Source organism: Cupriavidus sp. GW823-FHT07B10 (assembly GCF_058794355.1).
Window position 1 is genome coordinate 262,526 of sequence record NZ_JBXAGS010000006.1, and the last position, 14,570, is coordinate 277,095.

Sequence of the window (14,570 nt, forward strand, 5' to 3'; positions counted from 1 at the left end):
GCTAACGCGGCGCCGGCGGCCGCGCCCGCCAGTAGCGCGGCTGCGCCTGCCGGAACACCGACAACGCAAAGCCCCCGGGCGCAGTGTCCATGGTCACCGCGCCGGTTTCATCGGTCCGGTAGCGCAGGACGCCCGCGCGGCCGTAGCGCTCCCACACCTCGCCGCTCGGGTGGCGATAGCGGTTGGCATAACCCAGCTGGAACACCGCCGCCGACGGGCGCACTGCCTCCAGCCAGGCTGCGCCGGATGAGGTGCCGCTGCCATGGTGGGCCACCACCAGCACGTCGGCACGCAGCACCTCGGCCGGCAACCTGTCGATCAACGCACGCTCCTGCGCCACGCCGATGTCTCCGGTCAGCAGCAGGCTGTGCGCCGCCGCATCCACGCGCAGCACGCAGCTGCGCGCATTGCTGGCAATGGCTGCCTGCTGCGCCTGCTCCGCGAGCGGATGCAGCACGGTAAAGCGCACGCCGTCCCACTCCCATTGCTGGCCCGCCGCGCATGGCGACCAGTCATTGGCCGCCGACCCAAGCAGAACGTGACCGGCAGGCGCTCCGGTGCTGCGCGCGGACACGGCCACCGCCGCCGTGATGTCCGCCACGCCGCCGGCATGGTCGGTGTCTTCATGGCTGACCATCAGGTGGTCGATCCGGCCAACCCCCTCGCCCCGCAGCAATGGCACCACCACCTGCGCACCGGCGCTGGATCCCGACGCGTAAGACGGCCCGGTGTCATACAGCAGCGCATGGGCGCGCGTTCGCACCAGCACCGCCGTGCCCTGCCCCACGTCCATCATCACCGCGCGGAACTCGCCATGCGCAACCGGCGGGCCGCGCGCCAGCAGCATCGGCAACATCAGCAGCCCGCCGTGCAGGCGCGCGCGCGCGGTGGCGACCGGCGCGACCAGCAGCCCGACACCGAGCGCCGCCAGCACCAGCGCCAACGGCCCCGCGCTGGCCGCTTCCCACATCGCCCATGGCAGCGCCGAAAGCCAGCCCAGCACCGCGGCCAGCGCCACCATAGCCAGGTGGGCCACCGCCAGCACCGGCCCGGCCAGCGCCATCGGCAAGGCGGCGCCGAGCAAAGCCAGCGGCGTCACCAGCAGGCTGACGACCGGGATCGCCACCGCATTGGCCAACGGCGACACCACCGATACCTGGCCGAACAGCAGCAACGTCAGCGGCACCAGCCCGATGGTCACGGCCCACTGCGTGCGCGCCCCGGCGGCGAGCACGGACCGCAGGCGTTGCCAACGCCCTTCCGTCGAAGCATCCCGGCCGGGCCGGGCCGCGAAGAAGATCACGGCCACCGCGCCGAAGGACAGCCAGAAGCCGGGCAACATCACCGCCCACGGATCCAGCAGCAATGCCACCAGCGCCGCCCACGCCAGCACCACCGAGGCGGGCGGCGCACGCGCACTCCATACCGCAATGGCCGCCACGCAGAGCATGGCCACGGTGCGCAGCGCCGGGACCTGCATGCCGGCCAGCAGGCCGTAAGCCAGCGCACTGGCCACGGCCGCCACCAGCGCGGCCTGCCGGGCCGGCAGCCACAGCGGCAACGGCCGGCGCAGCCAGCGGCCGAGTCCGAACGAATGCCGCCACAACAGCCCGGCAAGCGACGCCGCCATGCCGGCGATCAAGGTGATATGCAGCCCGGAGATCGCGACCAGGTGGCTGACGCCGGTGCGCCGGAACAGTTGCCAGTCGTCCGCATCGATACCGCGCTGGTCGCCAATGACCAGCGCGGTCAGCACCGCGCCGAAGCGCGCATCGGCCGGCAGCGCCGCGCGCAGGTGATCGCGCACGGCGGCGCGCACGGCCTCAATGCGCCATGCCAGCCGCTCCGCGGACGCGTCCTGCGGCGGCCCTTGTGCGCGGCGCACATAGCCGGTGGCGCCATAGCCCTGCGCCAGCAGCCAATAGGCGTAGTCAGAACCAAAAGGATTGGCGAGTCCGCGCGGACGCCGCAGGCGCAGGGTCAGCGTGAGGCGCTGCCCGGGACGCAGGTCGGGCGGTGCGCCACGCCAGTTGAGGATCACGCGGCGCGGCAGAGGCTGGCCCGCATCACCCTGCTCCACAGTCAAGGCAAAACGCGTCCCGGTGGCGGCATCCGCCGGCAGCCCCGACACCACGCCGCGCACGTCGAGGTCGCGCGCCTCCAGCGTGGCCGGCAGCCAGTCGCGCATGCGCAGTTCGGCCCGCCAGGCCGCCCAGCAGAAGGCGGCGCCGAACACCAGCCCGGCAAGCGCCAGGCCATGCAGCACGACGTGCAGGCGCCTGCCCCACAAGGCGATGCCGAGAGCGACCAATGTCAGCGCCACAGCACCGAGGCGCAGGCCATCCTGCGGCGGCAGCATTGACTGCTGCTGCAGCGTCCAGCATCCCGCGACGAAAGCCACCACGAACCAGCGCACCACAACTCTCCTGCGTGTTCTGCACAGAGACGGTTGTACCGCCGCAGTGGGGCTGGAACCTTGTCAGGCTGTCAGGAGGAAGTGAAGTTGTGTGACTGGATTCAGTACAGCACGCCGGTGATTCGGATGGGGTGAGAGCGGGCGCATCGACGAAGTCTGACCGGCGAAGTCCTGTCTACCTCAGGCCCGGTCGTGGCGCCATGCTTTCGGCAAAGGTTCCTAGCCGCGGCATCGCATCCACGGCGTTGCGCCATGTCGCGTGCGCCAGCGTCATCGCATCGATGCCGCGCAATTCAGCCATCACACGCGCCACGCCCGCCACCTCCGCCGGCGTGTTGCGCGCCTTGTGCTGTTCGCCGAACTGATCGTCAGACAGCCAGGCCGGCGCCATGTCGGGTGCGTCGGTTTCCAGCACCAGCGCCTCCAGCGGCAGCTCCGTCGCCAGCCGGCGGATCTGCCGCGCACGGCTGAAAGTGACGTTGCCGCCGAAGCCGAGCTTCAGGCCCTGCTCGACAAAGCGCCGCGCCTGTTCATTGCTGCCGTTGAAGGCGTGGGCAATGCCGCGCTTCACGCCCAGCTTGCGCAGTTGCGCGCCAACCTGGTCCTGCGACTTGCGCACATGCAGCAGCACCGGCAGGTCAAATTCGCGCGCAATCTTCAGTTGCTCCGCGTAGAGCCAGGTCTGGTGCTCAGCATCCAGCCCCGCGACGAAGAAGTCGAGCCCGATCTCGCCGATGCCGACAAAGCGCGGGTCGCCCATGCTCGCCGCCACCTCGCGCCGCAGCGTGTCAAGGTCGGCCTGGCCGGCGCCGGGCGAGCACAGCGGATGGATGCCGAGTGCATAGACGCAGCGCACATCGTGGCGCGCCAGCGCGCGCACGGCCTCGAAGTTCCACGCTGCCACCGCCGGCACCACGATGCCGCGCACGCCGGCGGCCTCGGCCGCGTCGGCCACCTGCTGGCGGTCAGGGTCGAACTCGCTGGCGTCGAGGTGGCAGTGGGTGTCGATCCACATGGGCCGGCCCGCTCAGCGTTCCTGGTGCAGGTGCCCGTCGCGCAGCCGCAGCACGCGATCGCAGCGTCCGGCCAGGTCCAGGTCGTGGGTGACGATGATGAAGCTGGTGCCGAGCGTGCGCGACAGCTCCAGCATCAGGTCATAGACGCCGCCGGCGGTGTGGTCGTCGAGGTTGCCGGTGGGTTCGTCGGCCAGCACGCAGGCCGGCTGCCCCACCAGCGCGCGCGCGATCGCCACGCGCTGGCGCTCGCCGCCGGACAGCTCGCCCGGGCGGTGCTTCGCGCGCCCGCCCAGGCCCACGCGCTCCAGCATGGCCTGCGCCACGCCGCGCGCGTCATGCTGGGTCAGGCCGCGGATGCGCATCGGCATGGCCACGTTGTCCAGCGCGGTGAATTCCGGCAGCAGGTGGTGGAACTGGTAGACGAAGCCCAGCTGGCGGTTGCGCACCACGTTGCGCTCGCGCTCGCGCAGCGCCGTGAAGGGCTTGCCGAGCAGCGCGACGCGGCCGGAGTCGGGCTCATCCAGCCCGCCCAGCACATGCAGCAGCGTGCTCTTGCCCGAGCCCGAGGCGCCGACGATGGCAACTTTCTCGCCGGCATCGACGCGCACATCGACGCCGCGCAGCACGTCCACGTCGAGTTCGCCCTGGCGGAAACGCTTGGTCAGGCCCTCGGCCACCAGCACCGGCGAGCCGGTGCGCGGCTGGTCCGCGGCGGGCGTGGGGGTATCGGCATGCAACACGGCTTCACTCATAGCGCAGCGCCTCCGCCGGGTTGACGCGGGCGGCACGCCAGCTGGGATAGAGCGTGGCCAGCGTGGCCAGCACGAAGGAGATGATGCCGATGGTGGCAATGTCGTTCACGCGGGGATCCGAAGGCAGTTCGCTGATGAAATAGATGTCGCGCGGCAGGAACTGCACGTGCAGCAGCCGCTCGATGAAAGGCACGATCACGTCGATATTGGTGGCGATCAGCGTGCCGCCGGCCACACCCAGGACGGTGCCGATAAAGCCGATGGCCACGCCTTGCACGATAAAGATCTTCATGATCGAGCCCGGCTGCGCGCCCATGGTGCGCAGGATGGCGATATCGGCCTGCTTGTCGGTGACGGTCATCACCAGGGTCGACACCAGATTGAACGCGGCCACCGCGATGATCAGCGTCAGGATGATGAACATCATGCGCTTCTCGGTCTGCACCGCGGCAAACCAGTTGCGGTTCTGCTTGGACCAGTCGCGCAGGTAGAGCTCGCCCGACATGGTGCCGGCCAGCTCGTTGGCCACCTGCGGCGCGCGCTGCATGTCCTGCAGCTTCAGGCGCACGCCGGTGGGGCCGCTCAGGCGGAACAGGGTCTCGGCGTCATGCATGTTGACCAGCGCCAGCGCGCTGTCGAACTCGAAGTGCCCGGACGAGAACACGCCCACCACGGTGAACTGCTTGAGCCGCGGCAGCACGCCCGCCGGCGTGATGGTGCCCTGCGGCGCCACCAGCGTGACCTTGTCGCCGACCTGCACGCCCATGGCGTTGGCCAGCTCGTTGCCCAGCGCGATGCCGAAGCCGCCCGGCTCCAGCGCCGTCATGCTGCCGGCCCGGAACTGGCTGCCGATGTCGGAGACCTTGGGCTCCTGCGACGGCTCCACGCCGCGCAGCAGCACGCCGCGCACGGCGTCGTCGCGGGTCAGCATGGCCTGGGCCGCGACATAGGGCGCGGCGCCGGTCACTTCCTTGTTCTGCAAGGCCTCGGCCGCGGTCTTCTGCCAGTCCGGCAGCGCCGACGGGCCGATCACTTCGATATGCGCCAGCACCGACAGCATGCGGTCGCGCACTTCCTTCTGGAAGCCGTTCATCACCGACAGCACCACGATCAGCGCGGCCACGCCAAGGGCGATCCCGAACATCGAGATCATCGAGATGAACGAAATGAAGGTGTTGCGGCTGGCGCGCTTGCTTGCGCGGGTGTATCGCCAGCCGATCTGCCACTCGTAGGGAAAGTTCAAGAGGATTCCTGTTGTTTCGGGAAAGCGCCGGTGCCCGGTGGAGGGGCGCCGGCGGCACGCATGCGGGCCATCGGGTGCGCCGCCTGCCTCTCGCAAGACTGGCGCCGGCCAGCCGGGAGTTTACAATCTCGCCACCATGATGACGCACCTGACCCTGATTGTGCCCTTTTCCGTCCCGCCGGGCGCCGGCGACGACGGCCGGGACGATGTCGTCCCCGGCGCGCTGCTGCGGCAGTTGGAGCTGCCCGCGCTCGGAAAGTTGCTGACCCGGGCCGAGCCCGGCCCGCGCGAGCGGCATGACGACCCCTTCCTGCGCAGCCTGCCGCAGGAGCGCTGGCTGGCCGGCAAGGCGGGGTTGGACCCGGTCCGGGTGCCGCTGGCGCCCTATATGCGGCTGGCCGACAGTGGCGGCGCCGTCCCCGCCACCCCCGATGGCCAGTCCTGGACCTGCCTGCAGCCGGTGCACATCCACGCCGCGCGCGATCACCTGGTGCTGATGCCGCCCGCCCAGCTGGGCATCCGGCCGCAGGAAGCCGCGGCCCTGCGCGCCGCCATCGACGAACTGCTGCTGGAATCGGGCATCGCGCTGGAATCGCCCTGCCCGCAGCGCTGGTACCTGCCCGAAGCCGTATTCGGCCCGCTGGAGGCGACCACGCCGCTGCGCGCGGCGGGCCGCAATATCGATATCTGGATGCAGGCCGGCGAACGCGCCCGCGACTGGCGCCGCCTGCAGAACGAGATCCAGATGACCTGGTACGACCACCGCGTCAACCAGGCCCGCGAGGCCGCCGGCGAGGCGCCGGTCAATTCGGTCTGGCTGTACGGCGGCGGCGCGCTGCAGCCGGTGCCGCGGCTGGCCGATACGGTGCTGAGCAACGATCCCTTCCTGAGCGGGCTGGCCCTGGCCGCGGGCAGCCGCGTGCTGCCGGTGCCGGCCGGCCTGGCTGGCGCCAGTGCGGTGGAGGGCACGGTGCTGGCCATGCTCGACAGCGCCACCGAAGCGCATATCGCCGAAGACTGGGGCCTGTGGCTGGACCGCATGCATGCGCTGGATGCCGACTGGTTCGCGCCGGCACTGGAAGCACTGGTGGCCGGCCAGGTCGGCGCCATCACGCTGGTGCTGGCCGGCGAGAATCACTTTGCCGAGTTCACCGTGCGCCGTGCCGACCTGCGCAAGTTCTGGCGCGGAATGGGCCAGCGCGGCGACTGGCGCGCACTGCTGTCCGACCTCGCCTATGCCGCATAAAGCCGCCTGACACGCGCCGCCCCTACTGAAACATCACCTGCCGCCCCGCCCATGACCCGGATCGCCATCCGCCAATACTCTCCCGAACACGCCAGCTCGCTGGCGGCCGCCGGCCTGCACCCCACGCTGGCGCGCATCCTGGCCGCGCGCGGCGTGGCGCGCGCGGCCGAGCTGGCCACCGACCTGCCCGAACTGGTGCCGCCCGCGGCCATGAAGGGCATCGGCCACGCCGCAGCCTACCTGGCCGACGCCATCGCCGCCGGCAAGCGCCTGCTGATCGTGGCCGACTATGACTGCGACGGCGCCACCGCCTGCGCGGTGGGCGTGCGCGGGCTGCGCATGCTGGGCGCGCGGGTGGAATACATCGTGCCGAACCGCTTCGAGTACGGCTACGGCCTGACCCCGGAGATCGTGGCGCTGGCGGCCAGGCAGCAGCCGGACGTGATCGTCACGGTCGACAACGGCATCGCCAGCGTCGACGGGGTGGCCGCGGCCAATGCGCTGGGCATCGACGTGGTGGTGACCGACCACCACCTGCCGGGGTCGGAGCTGCCGCAGGCCGCGGTGATCGTCAACCCGAACCAGCCGGGCTGCGAATTCCCCAGCAAGAACCTGGCGGGCGTGGGCGTGATGTTCTACGTGCTGCTGGCGCTGCGCGCCGAACTGCGCCAGCGCGGCGTCTATACCCAGGCCACGCAGCCGCCGCTGCAGACGCTGCTGGACCTGGTGGCGCTGGGCACGGTGGCCGACGTGGTCAAGCTGGATACCAACAACCGCATCCTGGTGGCACAGGGCCTGCGCCGCATGCGCGCAGGACGGATGCAGCCGGGCGTGGCGGCGCTGTTCCGCGCCGCCGGGCGCGAGGCGGCGCGCGCCAATACCTTCGACCTGGGTTTCGGGCTGGGTCCGCGCCTGAACGCGGCCGGCCGGCTGGCGGACATGTCGCTGGGCATTGAATGCCTGCTGACGGAAGATGCCAACCGCGCATGGGAGATCGCGCAGGAGCTGGACAGCATGAACCGCGAGCGGCGCGACATCGAGGCCGGCATGCAGCAGGAGGCGCTGCAGATCCTGGAGCAGCCGCTGGCCGGCCCGGACCCCTCAGCGCGCTTCACCGTCAGCGTGTTCAACGACACCTGGCACCAGGGCGTGATCGGCATCGTGGCGTCGCGTCTGAAAGACAAGTTCCACCGCCCCACCATCACCTTCGCCCCGGGCGACGAGACCACCGTCAAGGGCTCGGGCCGCTCGATCCCCGGCTTCCACCTGCGCGATGCGCTTGACCTGGTGTCCAAGCGCCATCCCGGCATGCTGCTCAAGTTCGGCGGCCACGCCATGGCGGCCGGGCTGACCGTGCGCGCCGAGCGTTTTGCCGAGTTCCAGGAGGCCTTCGAGGCGGTCGGCCGCGAATGGCTGACCGACGACCAGCTGGCGCGCGTGATCGAGACCGATGGCGATATCGAGGACCAGTGCTTCAGCCCGGAATTCGTCACCCTGCTGGAGCAGCAGGTATGGGGCCAGGGCTTCCCGGCGCCGACCTTCTGCGGCGAGTTCGACGTGCTGCGCCAGAGCGTGCTCAAGGGCAAGCACCTGAAGCTGCAGCTCGGGCGCGGCAGCCAGCGCTTCGACGCGATCTGGTTCAACCATGCCGACTCGCTCGGCGCCAGCGCACAGGTGGCCTACCGGCTCGACAACAACACCTTCAACGGCGTCACCCGCGTGCAGCTGGTGATCGAACACGCGCAGTAGCGTGCTCCCGGGGGCTTCCGCCCCCCGTTCAGCCCCGCGACGGCAGGTAGGCAGCGGGATCCACTGGCTTGCCGTTGCCGCGCACCTCGAAGTGCAGCTCGCTCGGGCTCGCGCCCATGCGGCCCACGTCCTGCCCTGCCGAGACCTGGGCGCCTTCCGTGACCAGCGGCTGGTCCAGGTTGCCGTAGACGGTCAGCCAGTCGTCGCTGTGCTTGACGATCACCAGCATGCCGTAGCCGCGCAGGTTGCCGACGTGGATGGCGCGCCCGGCGGCGGCGGCGCGCACCGCGCCGTTGGCCGGCACCGCGATGCTCAGGCCCTTGCTGGCCGGCGGCGCGAAGCCGGCGGTGACGCGCCCGTCGGCCGGCCATTGCAGGCGGATGCTGCTGGCGGGCGGCCGGGAGGCCGGGCCGCTGTCGACACGCGGGGTATCGGTCACGGCCTGGCCGGCCGAAGCACTGCCTGAGGCACCACCCGGCGGCCGCACGCGGATCAGCTGGCCCACCTCAATCTGGCTGGGGCTGGTGATGTCGCTGTTCCAGCGGGTCAGGTCGCGTACGCTGCGGCGGTGCTTGCGCGCGATCGAATACAGCGTGTCGCCGCGCTCGACGCGGTAGTAGCCGTCCGGCACGGGACCGCCCGTGGTGCCGCAGCCGGCCGCGACCGCGGCCGCGGCGGCCAGCAGCAGGCCCAGCGCGCGGCGCCGGCCTGGTTCGATGTCATGTCTGGTTTGCGTCATTCGTCCCTGTTCTTTGTCGTGCCGGGGGCGGCTTGCGACCCGTATTATCGCCGCGTGCGTCGCCCGGCACCGGCGGATAGACCGCGCCGCGGCCAATCCGTTCGGTCCGCGGCCCGCCGAGGCGGTCCGGAAGCCCCGGGTTGCCGCGCCGATCCGCTATAATTCGAGGTTTTCGAAGCGCAGGAACATCATGGAAGCAGAACGCCTCAACGCCATCTCCGGTGCCATCTCCGATCTCCGTTCGCGAACGGAAGATCTACGGGGGTATCTTTGACTACGATGTCAAAGTAGGAAGGCTGGACGAAGTCAACGGTTTGCTGGAAGACCCCGACGTCTGGAACAACCCCAAGCGGGCCCAGGACCTCGGCAAGGAAAAGAAGGCAATCGAGGGCGTGGTAAGCGTGCTCAGCAAGCTCACCGACGACCTCAGCGGCGCCGAAGAGCTGTTTGAGCTCGCCAGGGAAGAAGGCGACGACGACACCCTCGAAGCGATCGAGGCCGACGTCAAGGGCTTCGAGGAGATCGTCGCGGGCATGGAATTCCGCCGCATGTTCTCGGGCGAGATGGACCAGGCCAACGCCTTTATCGACATCCAGGCCGGCGCTGGCGGCACCGAAGCGTGCGACTGGGCCTCGATGCTGCTGCGCCAGTACCTGAAGTACTGCGAGCGCAAGGGCTTCAAGGCCGAGGTGCTGGAAGAGTCCGAGGGCGACGTGGCCGGCATCAAGAGCGCGACCATCAAGATCGAGGGCGAATACGCCTTCGGCTACCTGCGTACTGAAACCGGCGTGCACCGCCTGGTGCGCAAGTCGCCGTTCGATTCGTCGGGCGGGCGCCATACCTCGTTCTCGTCGGTGTTCGTCTACCCCGAGGTCGACGATTCGTTCGAGGTCGAGGTCAACCCGGCGGACCTGCGCGTGGACACCTACCGCGCCTCGGGGGCGGGCGGCCAGCACATCAACAAGACCGATTCGGCCGTGCGGATCACGCACATCCCTACCGGAATCGTGGTGCAGTGCCAGAACGACCGCTCACAGCACCGCAACCGTGCCGAAGCCATGTCGATGCTGAAATCGCGCCTGTACGAGCACGAGATGCGCAAGCGCCAGGCCGAGGCCGACAAGCTCGAAGCCGGCAAGACCGACGTGGGCTGGGGCCACCAGATCCGCTCCTACGTGCTGGACCAGAGCCGCATCAAGGACCTGCGCACCAACGTGGAAATGTCCAACACCCAGAAGGTGCTGGACGGCGACCTGGACCCGTTCATCGAGGCCAGCCTCAAGCAGGGACTGTAAGGCCGTACCGGGCCGCCCGCGGCGGCACAGCAACATCACCGCAATCGCTGGATCATCGCTGTACCGCCGCAGCTGCGGCCTTTCCGACCGGGGCACCATGAGCGAAGCCAATCACCTCTACATCATCACCGGCGCCTCGCGCGGGCTGGGCGCGGCACTGACCAATGCCCTGCTCGTGCCGGGCAACCGACTGATCTGCGTGGCGCGCAGCCGCAACAGCGAGCTCGAGCGCATCGCCACCATGAGCGGCGTGCCGGTGGCCTGGCACCTGCAGGACCTGTCGCAGGCCGGCCCCGCCGCAACCTGGCTCGCCAGCGTGCTCGATACGCTCGACATCCCGCCGACCAGCGCCACGCTGATCCTGAACGCGGGCGTGGTCGAACCGATCGGCCCGGTCACGCGCCTGCAGGAGAAAACCCTGGTGCCGCACCTGCTGACCAACCTGGCGGCGCCGATGACGATGACCGCGGCGTTCCTGGAGCGCACCGAGAAGTTCGACTGCCCGCGCAAGGTGCTGGCGATCTCCTCCGGCGCGGCGCGCCGCCCGGTCGAAGGCTGGAGCGCCTACTGCGCCGGCAAGGCCGGGCTGGACATGTTCATGCGCTCGGTCAACGCCGAGTACGCCCAGGCCGAAGCCCCGCGCACCGTGCGCGCCGTGGCGCTGGCCCCGGGCGTGATCGACACCGGCATGCAGGCCACCATCCGCAATGCCGACTTCGCCCAGGTGCAGCGCTTCCGCGAGCTGAAAGCCAATGAACAGCTGGCGTCGGCCGAGGAAACCGCCGGCCGCATCGTCGCCTACCTGCACCGCCCGGATTTCGGCAGCACCGAGCTGGACGATCTCCGCAACTACTAAGCCGCACCCATCAAGCCATCTGAATCCGCGCGCGGCACGCCGCGCGCGATCCGACAAGACATCATGACTGAACCGAACCGCGCCCAGGCCAAGCCAGCCGCCGCAGATACTCCCGCCGTCGACGAGAACAAGATCATCGCGGAGCGGCGCGAGAAACTGGCCGCGCTGCGCCAGCAAGGCGTGCCCTTCCCCAACGATTTCCGCCCCACCCACCAGGCCGCCGCGCTGCAGGCGCAATACACCGAGACCGAGCAGGCCACGCTCGAGGCCGCGCCGGTCGAGGTCGCCATCGCCGGGCGCATGATGCTCAAGCGCGTGATGGGCAAGGCCAGCTTTGCCACGGTGCAGGACGGCAGCGGCCAGATCCAGTTCTACATCACCCGCGACAAGGTCGGCGAAGAGGTCTACGCGGCCTTCAAGCACTGGGACCTGGGCGACATCATCAGCGCCCGCGGCGAACTGTTCCGCACCAACAAGGGCGAGCTGTCGGTGCAGGTGCGCGAGCTGCGCCTGCTGTCCAAGTCGCTGCGTCCGCTGCCGGACAAGTTCCACGGCCTGGCCGACCAGGAAATGAAGTACCGCCAGCGCTATGTCGACCTGATCGTGTCGCCGGAAACACGCAACACCTTCCGCGCCCGCACCAATGCGATCTCGTCGCTGCGCCGCCATATGGCCGATGCCGGCTTCATGGAAGTGGAAACGCCGATGCTGCACCCGATCCCGGGCGGCGCCGCGGCCAAGCCCTTCATCACGCACCACAATGCGCTGGACATGCAGATGTTCATGCGCATCGCGCCCGAGCTGTACCTGAAGCGCCTGATCGTCGGCGGCTTCGAGCGTGTGTTCGAGATCAACCGCAACTTCCGCAACGAAGGGGTGAGCCCGCGCCACAACCCCGAGTTCACCATGATGGAGTTCTACGCGGCCTACACGGACTACCGCTGGCTGATGGACTTCACCGAGGACCTGATCCGCAAGGCCGCGATCGATGCGCGCGGCAGTGCCGTGCTGACCTACCAGGACCGCGAGCTGGACCTGTCCAAGCCGTTCCATCGGCTGACGATCTGCCAGGCGATCCAGAAGTTCGCACCGCAGTACACCGATGCGCAACTGGCCGATGCCGGGTTCCTGCGCACCGAGCTGAAGAAGTTCGGCGTCAACACCAACGCGCCGCAGTTCCTCAACGCCGGCCTGGGCACGCTGCAACTGGTGCTGTTCGAGGAAACCGCGGAAAGCCAGCTGTGGGAGCCGACCTTCATCGTCGACTACCCGGTCGAGGTCTCGCCGCTGGCACGCGCCTCGGACACGGTGCCTGGCATCACCGAGCGCTTTGAACTGTTCATCACCGGCCGCGAGATCGCCAACGGCTTCTCGGAGCTGAACGATGCCGAGGACCAGGCCGACCGTTTCCGCAAGCAGGTCGAGCAGAAGGACGCCGGCGATGAAGAAGCCATGTACTTCGACGCCGACTACATCCGCGCGCTGGAATACGGCATGCCCCCGACGGGCGGCTGCGGCATCGGCATCGACCGCCTGGTGATGCTGCTGACGGATAGCCCGAATATCCGCGACGTCATCCTGTTCCCGCATCTGCGCCGGGAAGACTGAGCAAGCGCTTTGGCAAGATGAAGCCCCACCGAATCGGTGGGGCTTTTTCCTTGGGGCGCCGCCAATGTCATGCCAAGCCGCCGAATGTTACAGCCTGGCCCCGTGATATGCGCCCCAACCAACCATAAGGCATTGATATAAAAGATATTTTCCGCCTACATATATTTACAAAAACAAACGGAAAACCCCACCCGCTTCGGCCACACTGGTTCCATCCCAACGCGGCCTTCGCCGCACCGGAGCCATAGCAATGCAAAGCCAAGCCACCCCGAACGACAACACCCCTGCCCCGCTGCCGCCGCAACGCCGGCTGCATCCGCTCGTCGGTGCGGCAGCCGTCGCCGTGGTGATCGCCAGCCTGACCGCGGTCGCCGCCGTCACTGGCGTGCTGCCGATCGGCAAGGCCAGCCCTGACCTGCCGGCGCAGGCCGGTGCGCAGGCAGACCCGCAAGGGCCGCTGCCGGTCACGGCAGCGCCCGCCCCGGGCAGCACCACCCGGCCGCCGGTCTACAACGACGGCCAGCAGCGCCCGGCCGGCCAGGATGCCACCGGTTCGTCGCAAGCCGCGCCACGCACCGCCCCGGCACGCCAGGCCGCGCAGCGCGACAGCGAGCCGCGCGCCAGCCAGCGTGCCGACACCGAGCGCCAGGCTGCCAAGGGCAGCCCCTACGCCGGCCGTATCGTCTCGGTGACGCCGATCCAGACCCAGAAGCCCAACACCAGCGGCCTGGGCGCGCTCGGCGGGGCCGTGGTGGGCGGGCTGCTGGGCAACCAGGTCGGCAAGGGCAATGGCCGCATCGTCGGCACCGTGGTGGGTGCCGTGGGTGGCGGCGTGGCCGGCAACCAGATCGAGAAGACCGTCAGCAAGGACACGCACTATGAAGTGCGCGTGCGCATGGATGACGGCAGCCACCGCACCTTCACCTACGAGAAAGACCCCGCCGTGCAGCCAGGCGAGCGCGTGCACCTGGAGAACGGCGCGCTGATGCGGGGCTGATCCGGCTCTCGCGCAGCAGCAAAGCAAAAGGCCGGCAATTTGCCGGCCTTTTGTCGCCATCCCGATACTGCGTCGCTTATTCGGCTTCCTGGATCCAGGCCTGCTGGATCGCCTCCAGGATCTTCTCGCCCGAGCGCTCGGGCGCGTCGGCAAAGCCGTCGAGCTCCAGCACCCAGCGGCGCAGGTCAGTGAAGCGCACGCCCGCCGGATCGACATCCGGGAACTTGTCATACAGCGCTTCGGCAATGGCGTAGGTATCGGTCCACTTCATGGGATTGTTCTCCGCTGAGATTTGCCGGCCGCTCAGTGGCCTTCCTTGGCGTGGTTGATGGTGTACTTCGGGATTTCGATGGTCAGGTCTTCATCATCGACGATTGCCTGGCACGACAGCCGCGAATTCGGCTCCAGCCCCCAGGCCTTGTCGAGCAGGTCTTCTTCCTTCTCCTCGGCCTCGTTGAGCGAATTGAAGCCCTCGCGCACGATCACGTGGCAGGTGGTGCAGGCGCACGACTTCTCGCACGCATGCTCGATCTCGATGCCGTGCGAGAGCAGCGCGTCGCAGACGCTGACGCCCTTCTCGGCTTCGATCACCGTCCCTTCCGGGCAATATTCAACGTGGGGCAAAACAACGATCTGTGGCATGTGGTGTCCTG

The 14,570-nt window shown here is 69.0% G+C and carries 13 protein-coding genes; 6 read left to right on the forward strand and 7 right to left on the reverse strand.

The features are described 5' to 3' along the window. Position 1 precedes the first annotated feature (1 nt). The 4 genes from AC1Q6V_RS15745 to AC1Q6V_RS15760 form a co-directional block, all read right to left on the reverse strand. A complete protein-coding gene (locus tag AC1Q6V_RS15745; protein WP_454749364.1) occupies positions 2-2,416 on the reverse strand; it encodes a DNA internalization-related competence protein ComEC/Rec2 in 2,415 nt (804 codons plus the stop codon). Positions 2,417-2,591: 175 nt separating this feature from the next. Beyond that, the gene (locus AC1Q6V_RS15750) at positions 2,592-3,431 is read right to left on the reverse strand and encodes a TatD family hydrolase (RefSeq protein ID WP_439671504.1); all 840 of its coding nucleotides are present in this window, start codon (positions 3,429-3,431) and stop codon (positions 2,592-2,594) included. 12 nt (positions 3,432-3,443) lie between these two features. Continuing rightward, positions 3,444-4,184, reverse strand: coding sequence for a lipoprotein-releasing ABC transporter ATP-binding protein LolD (gene lolD / locus AC1Q6V_RS15755; RefSeq protein ID WP_010809010.1), 741 nt, complete (start codon positions 4,182-4,184; stop codon positions 3,444-3,446). Next, positions 4,177-5,427, reverse strand: coding sequence for a lipoprotein-releasing ABC transporter permease subunit (locus tag AC1Q6V_RS15760; RefSeq protein WP_010809011.1), 1,251 nt, complete (start codon positions 5,425-5,427; stop codon positions 4,177-4,179). The genes lolD and AC1Q6V_RS15760 overlap by 8 nt, the downstream gene beginning before the upstream one ends. A 136-nt stretch (positions 5,428-5,563) precedes the next feature. On the opposite strand from AC1Q6V_RS15760, the gene AC1Q6V_RS15765 reads away from it, so the two are divergent. Together AC1Q6V_RS15765 and recJ are read left to right on the forward strand one after the other, a co-directional pair. Beyond that, the gene (locus tag AC1Q6V_RS15765) at positions 5,564-6,673 is read left to right on the forward strand and encodes a hypothetical protein (protein WP_439671503.1); all 1,110 of its coding nucleotides are present in this window, start codon (positions 5,564-5,566) and stop codon (positions 6,671-6,673) included. Between the two features lie 51 nt (positions 6,674-6,724). Continuing rightward, positions 6,725-8,422, forward strand: coding sequence for a single-stranded-DNA-specific exonuclease RecJ (gene recJ / locus AC1Q6V_RS15770; protein ID WP_454749363.1), 1,698 nt, complete (start codon positions 6,725-6,727; stop codon positions 8,420-8,422). A gap of 28 nt (positions 8,423-8,450) precedes the next feature. Here the strand turns inward: recJ and AC1Q6V_RS15775 are convergent, their stop codons facing one another. Beyond that, the gene (locus AC1Q6V_RS15775; protein ID WP_010809014.1) at positions 8,451-9,161 is read right to left on the reverse strand and encodes a peptidoglycan DD-metalloendopeptidase family protein; all 711 of its coding nucleotides are present in this window, start codon (positions 9,159-9,161) and stop codon (positions 8,451-8,453) included. Positions 9,162-9,351: 190 nt separating this feature from the next. Between AC1Q6V_RS15775 and prfB the strand changes: the two genes are divergently transcribed. From prfB to AC1Q6V_RS15795, 4 genes are all read left to right on the forward strand, one after another. Then, positions 9,352-10,456, forward strand: a protein-coding gene (gene prfB, locus AC1Q6V_RS15780; protein ID WP_099045607.1) for a peptide chain release factor 2 whose coding sequence is annotated in 2 segments (ribosomal slippage) — positions 9,352-9,432 and positions 9,434-10,456 — 1,104 coding nt in all. Because the reading frame shifts where the segments join, the coding sequence is not laid out codon by codon here. Between the two features lie 97 nt (positions 10,457-10,553). Continuing rightward, a complete protein-coding gene (locus tag AC1Q6V_RS15785; protein WP_010809016.1) occupies positions 10,554-11,312 on the forward strand; it encodes an SDR family oxidoreductase in 759 nt (252 codons plus the stop codon). A gap of 63 nt (positions 11,313-11,375) precedes the next feature. Continuing rightward, positions 11,376-12,920, forward strand: a complete 1,545-nt coding sequence (gene lysS, locus AC1Q6V_RS15790) for a lysine--tRNA ligase (protein WP_058696916.1) — start codon at positions 11,376-11,378, stop codon at positions 12,918-12,920. Between the two features lie 250 nt (positions 12,921-13,170). Then, entirely contained in the window at positions 13,171-13,917 is a 747-nt protein-coding gene (locus AC1Q6V_RS15795; RefSeq protein WP_010809018.1) for a glycine zipper 2TM domain-containing protein, read from the forward strand. A gap of 76 nt (positions 13,918-13,993) precedes the next feature. Here AC1Q6V_RS15795 and iscX read toward each other — a convergent pair whose 3' ends face one another. Then, positions 13,994-14,188, reverse strand: a complete 195-nt coding sequence (gene iscX / locus AC1Q6V_RS15800) for a Fe-S cluster assembly protein IscX (RefSeq protein WP_010809019.1) — start codon at positions 14,186-14,188, stop codon at positions 13,994-13,996. A gap of 32 nt (positions 14,189-14,220) precedes the next feature. Further along, entirely contained in the window at positions 14,221-14,559 is a 339-nt protein-coding gene (gene fdx, locus AC1Q6V_RS15805; RefSeq protein WP_010809020.1) for an ISC system 2Fe-2S type ferredoxin, read from the reverse strand. Positions 14,560-14,570: the final 11 nt, after the last annotated feature.

Coding starts and splice junctions, on each gene's coding strand:
- AC1Q6V_RS15775 (WP_010809014.1), bottom strand. CDS start 9,161: ATGACGCAAACCAGACATGACATCGAACCAGGCCGGCGCCGCGCGCTG.
- iscX (WP_010809019.1), bottom strand. CDS start 14,188: ATGAAGTGGACCGATACCTACGCCATTGCCGAAGCGCTGTATGACAAG.
- lolD (WP_010809010.1), bottom strand. CDS start 4,184: ATGAGTGAAGCCGTGTTGCATGCCGATACCCCCACGCCCGCCGCGGAC.
- AC1Q6V_RS15765 (WP_439671503.1), top strand. CDS start 5,564: ATGATGACGCACCTGACCCTGATTGTGCCCTTTTCCGTCCCGCCGGGC.
- AC1Q6V_RS15785 (WP_010809016.1), top strand. CDS start 10,554: ATGAGCGAAGCCAATCACCTCTACATCATCACCGGCGCCTCGCGCGGG.
- recJ (WP_454749363.1), top strand. CDS start 6,725: ATGACCCGGATCGCCATCCGCCAATACTCTCCCGAACACGCCAGCTCG.
- lysS (WP_058696916.1), top strand. CDS start 11,376: ATGACTGAACCGAACCGCGCCCAGGCCAAGCCAGCCGCCGCAGATACT.
- fdx (WP_010809020.1), bottom strand. CDS start 14,559: ATGCCACAGATCGTTGTTTTGCCCCACGTTGAATATTGCCCGGAAGGG.
- AC1Q6V_RS15750 (WP_439671504.1), bottom strand. CDS start 3,431: ATGTGGATCGACACCCACTGCCACCTCGACGCCAGCGAGTTCGACCCT.
- AC1Q6V_RS15795 (WP_010809018.1), top strand. CDS start 13,171: ATGCAAAGCCAAGCCACCCCGAACGACAACACCCCTGCCCCGCTGCCG.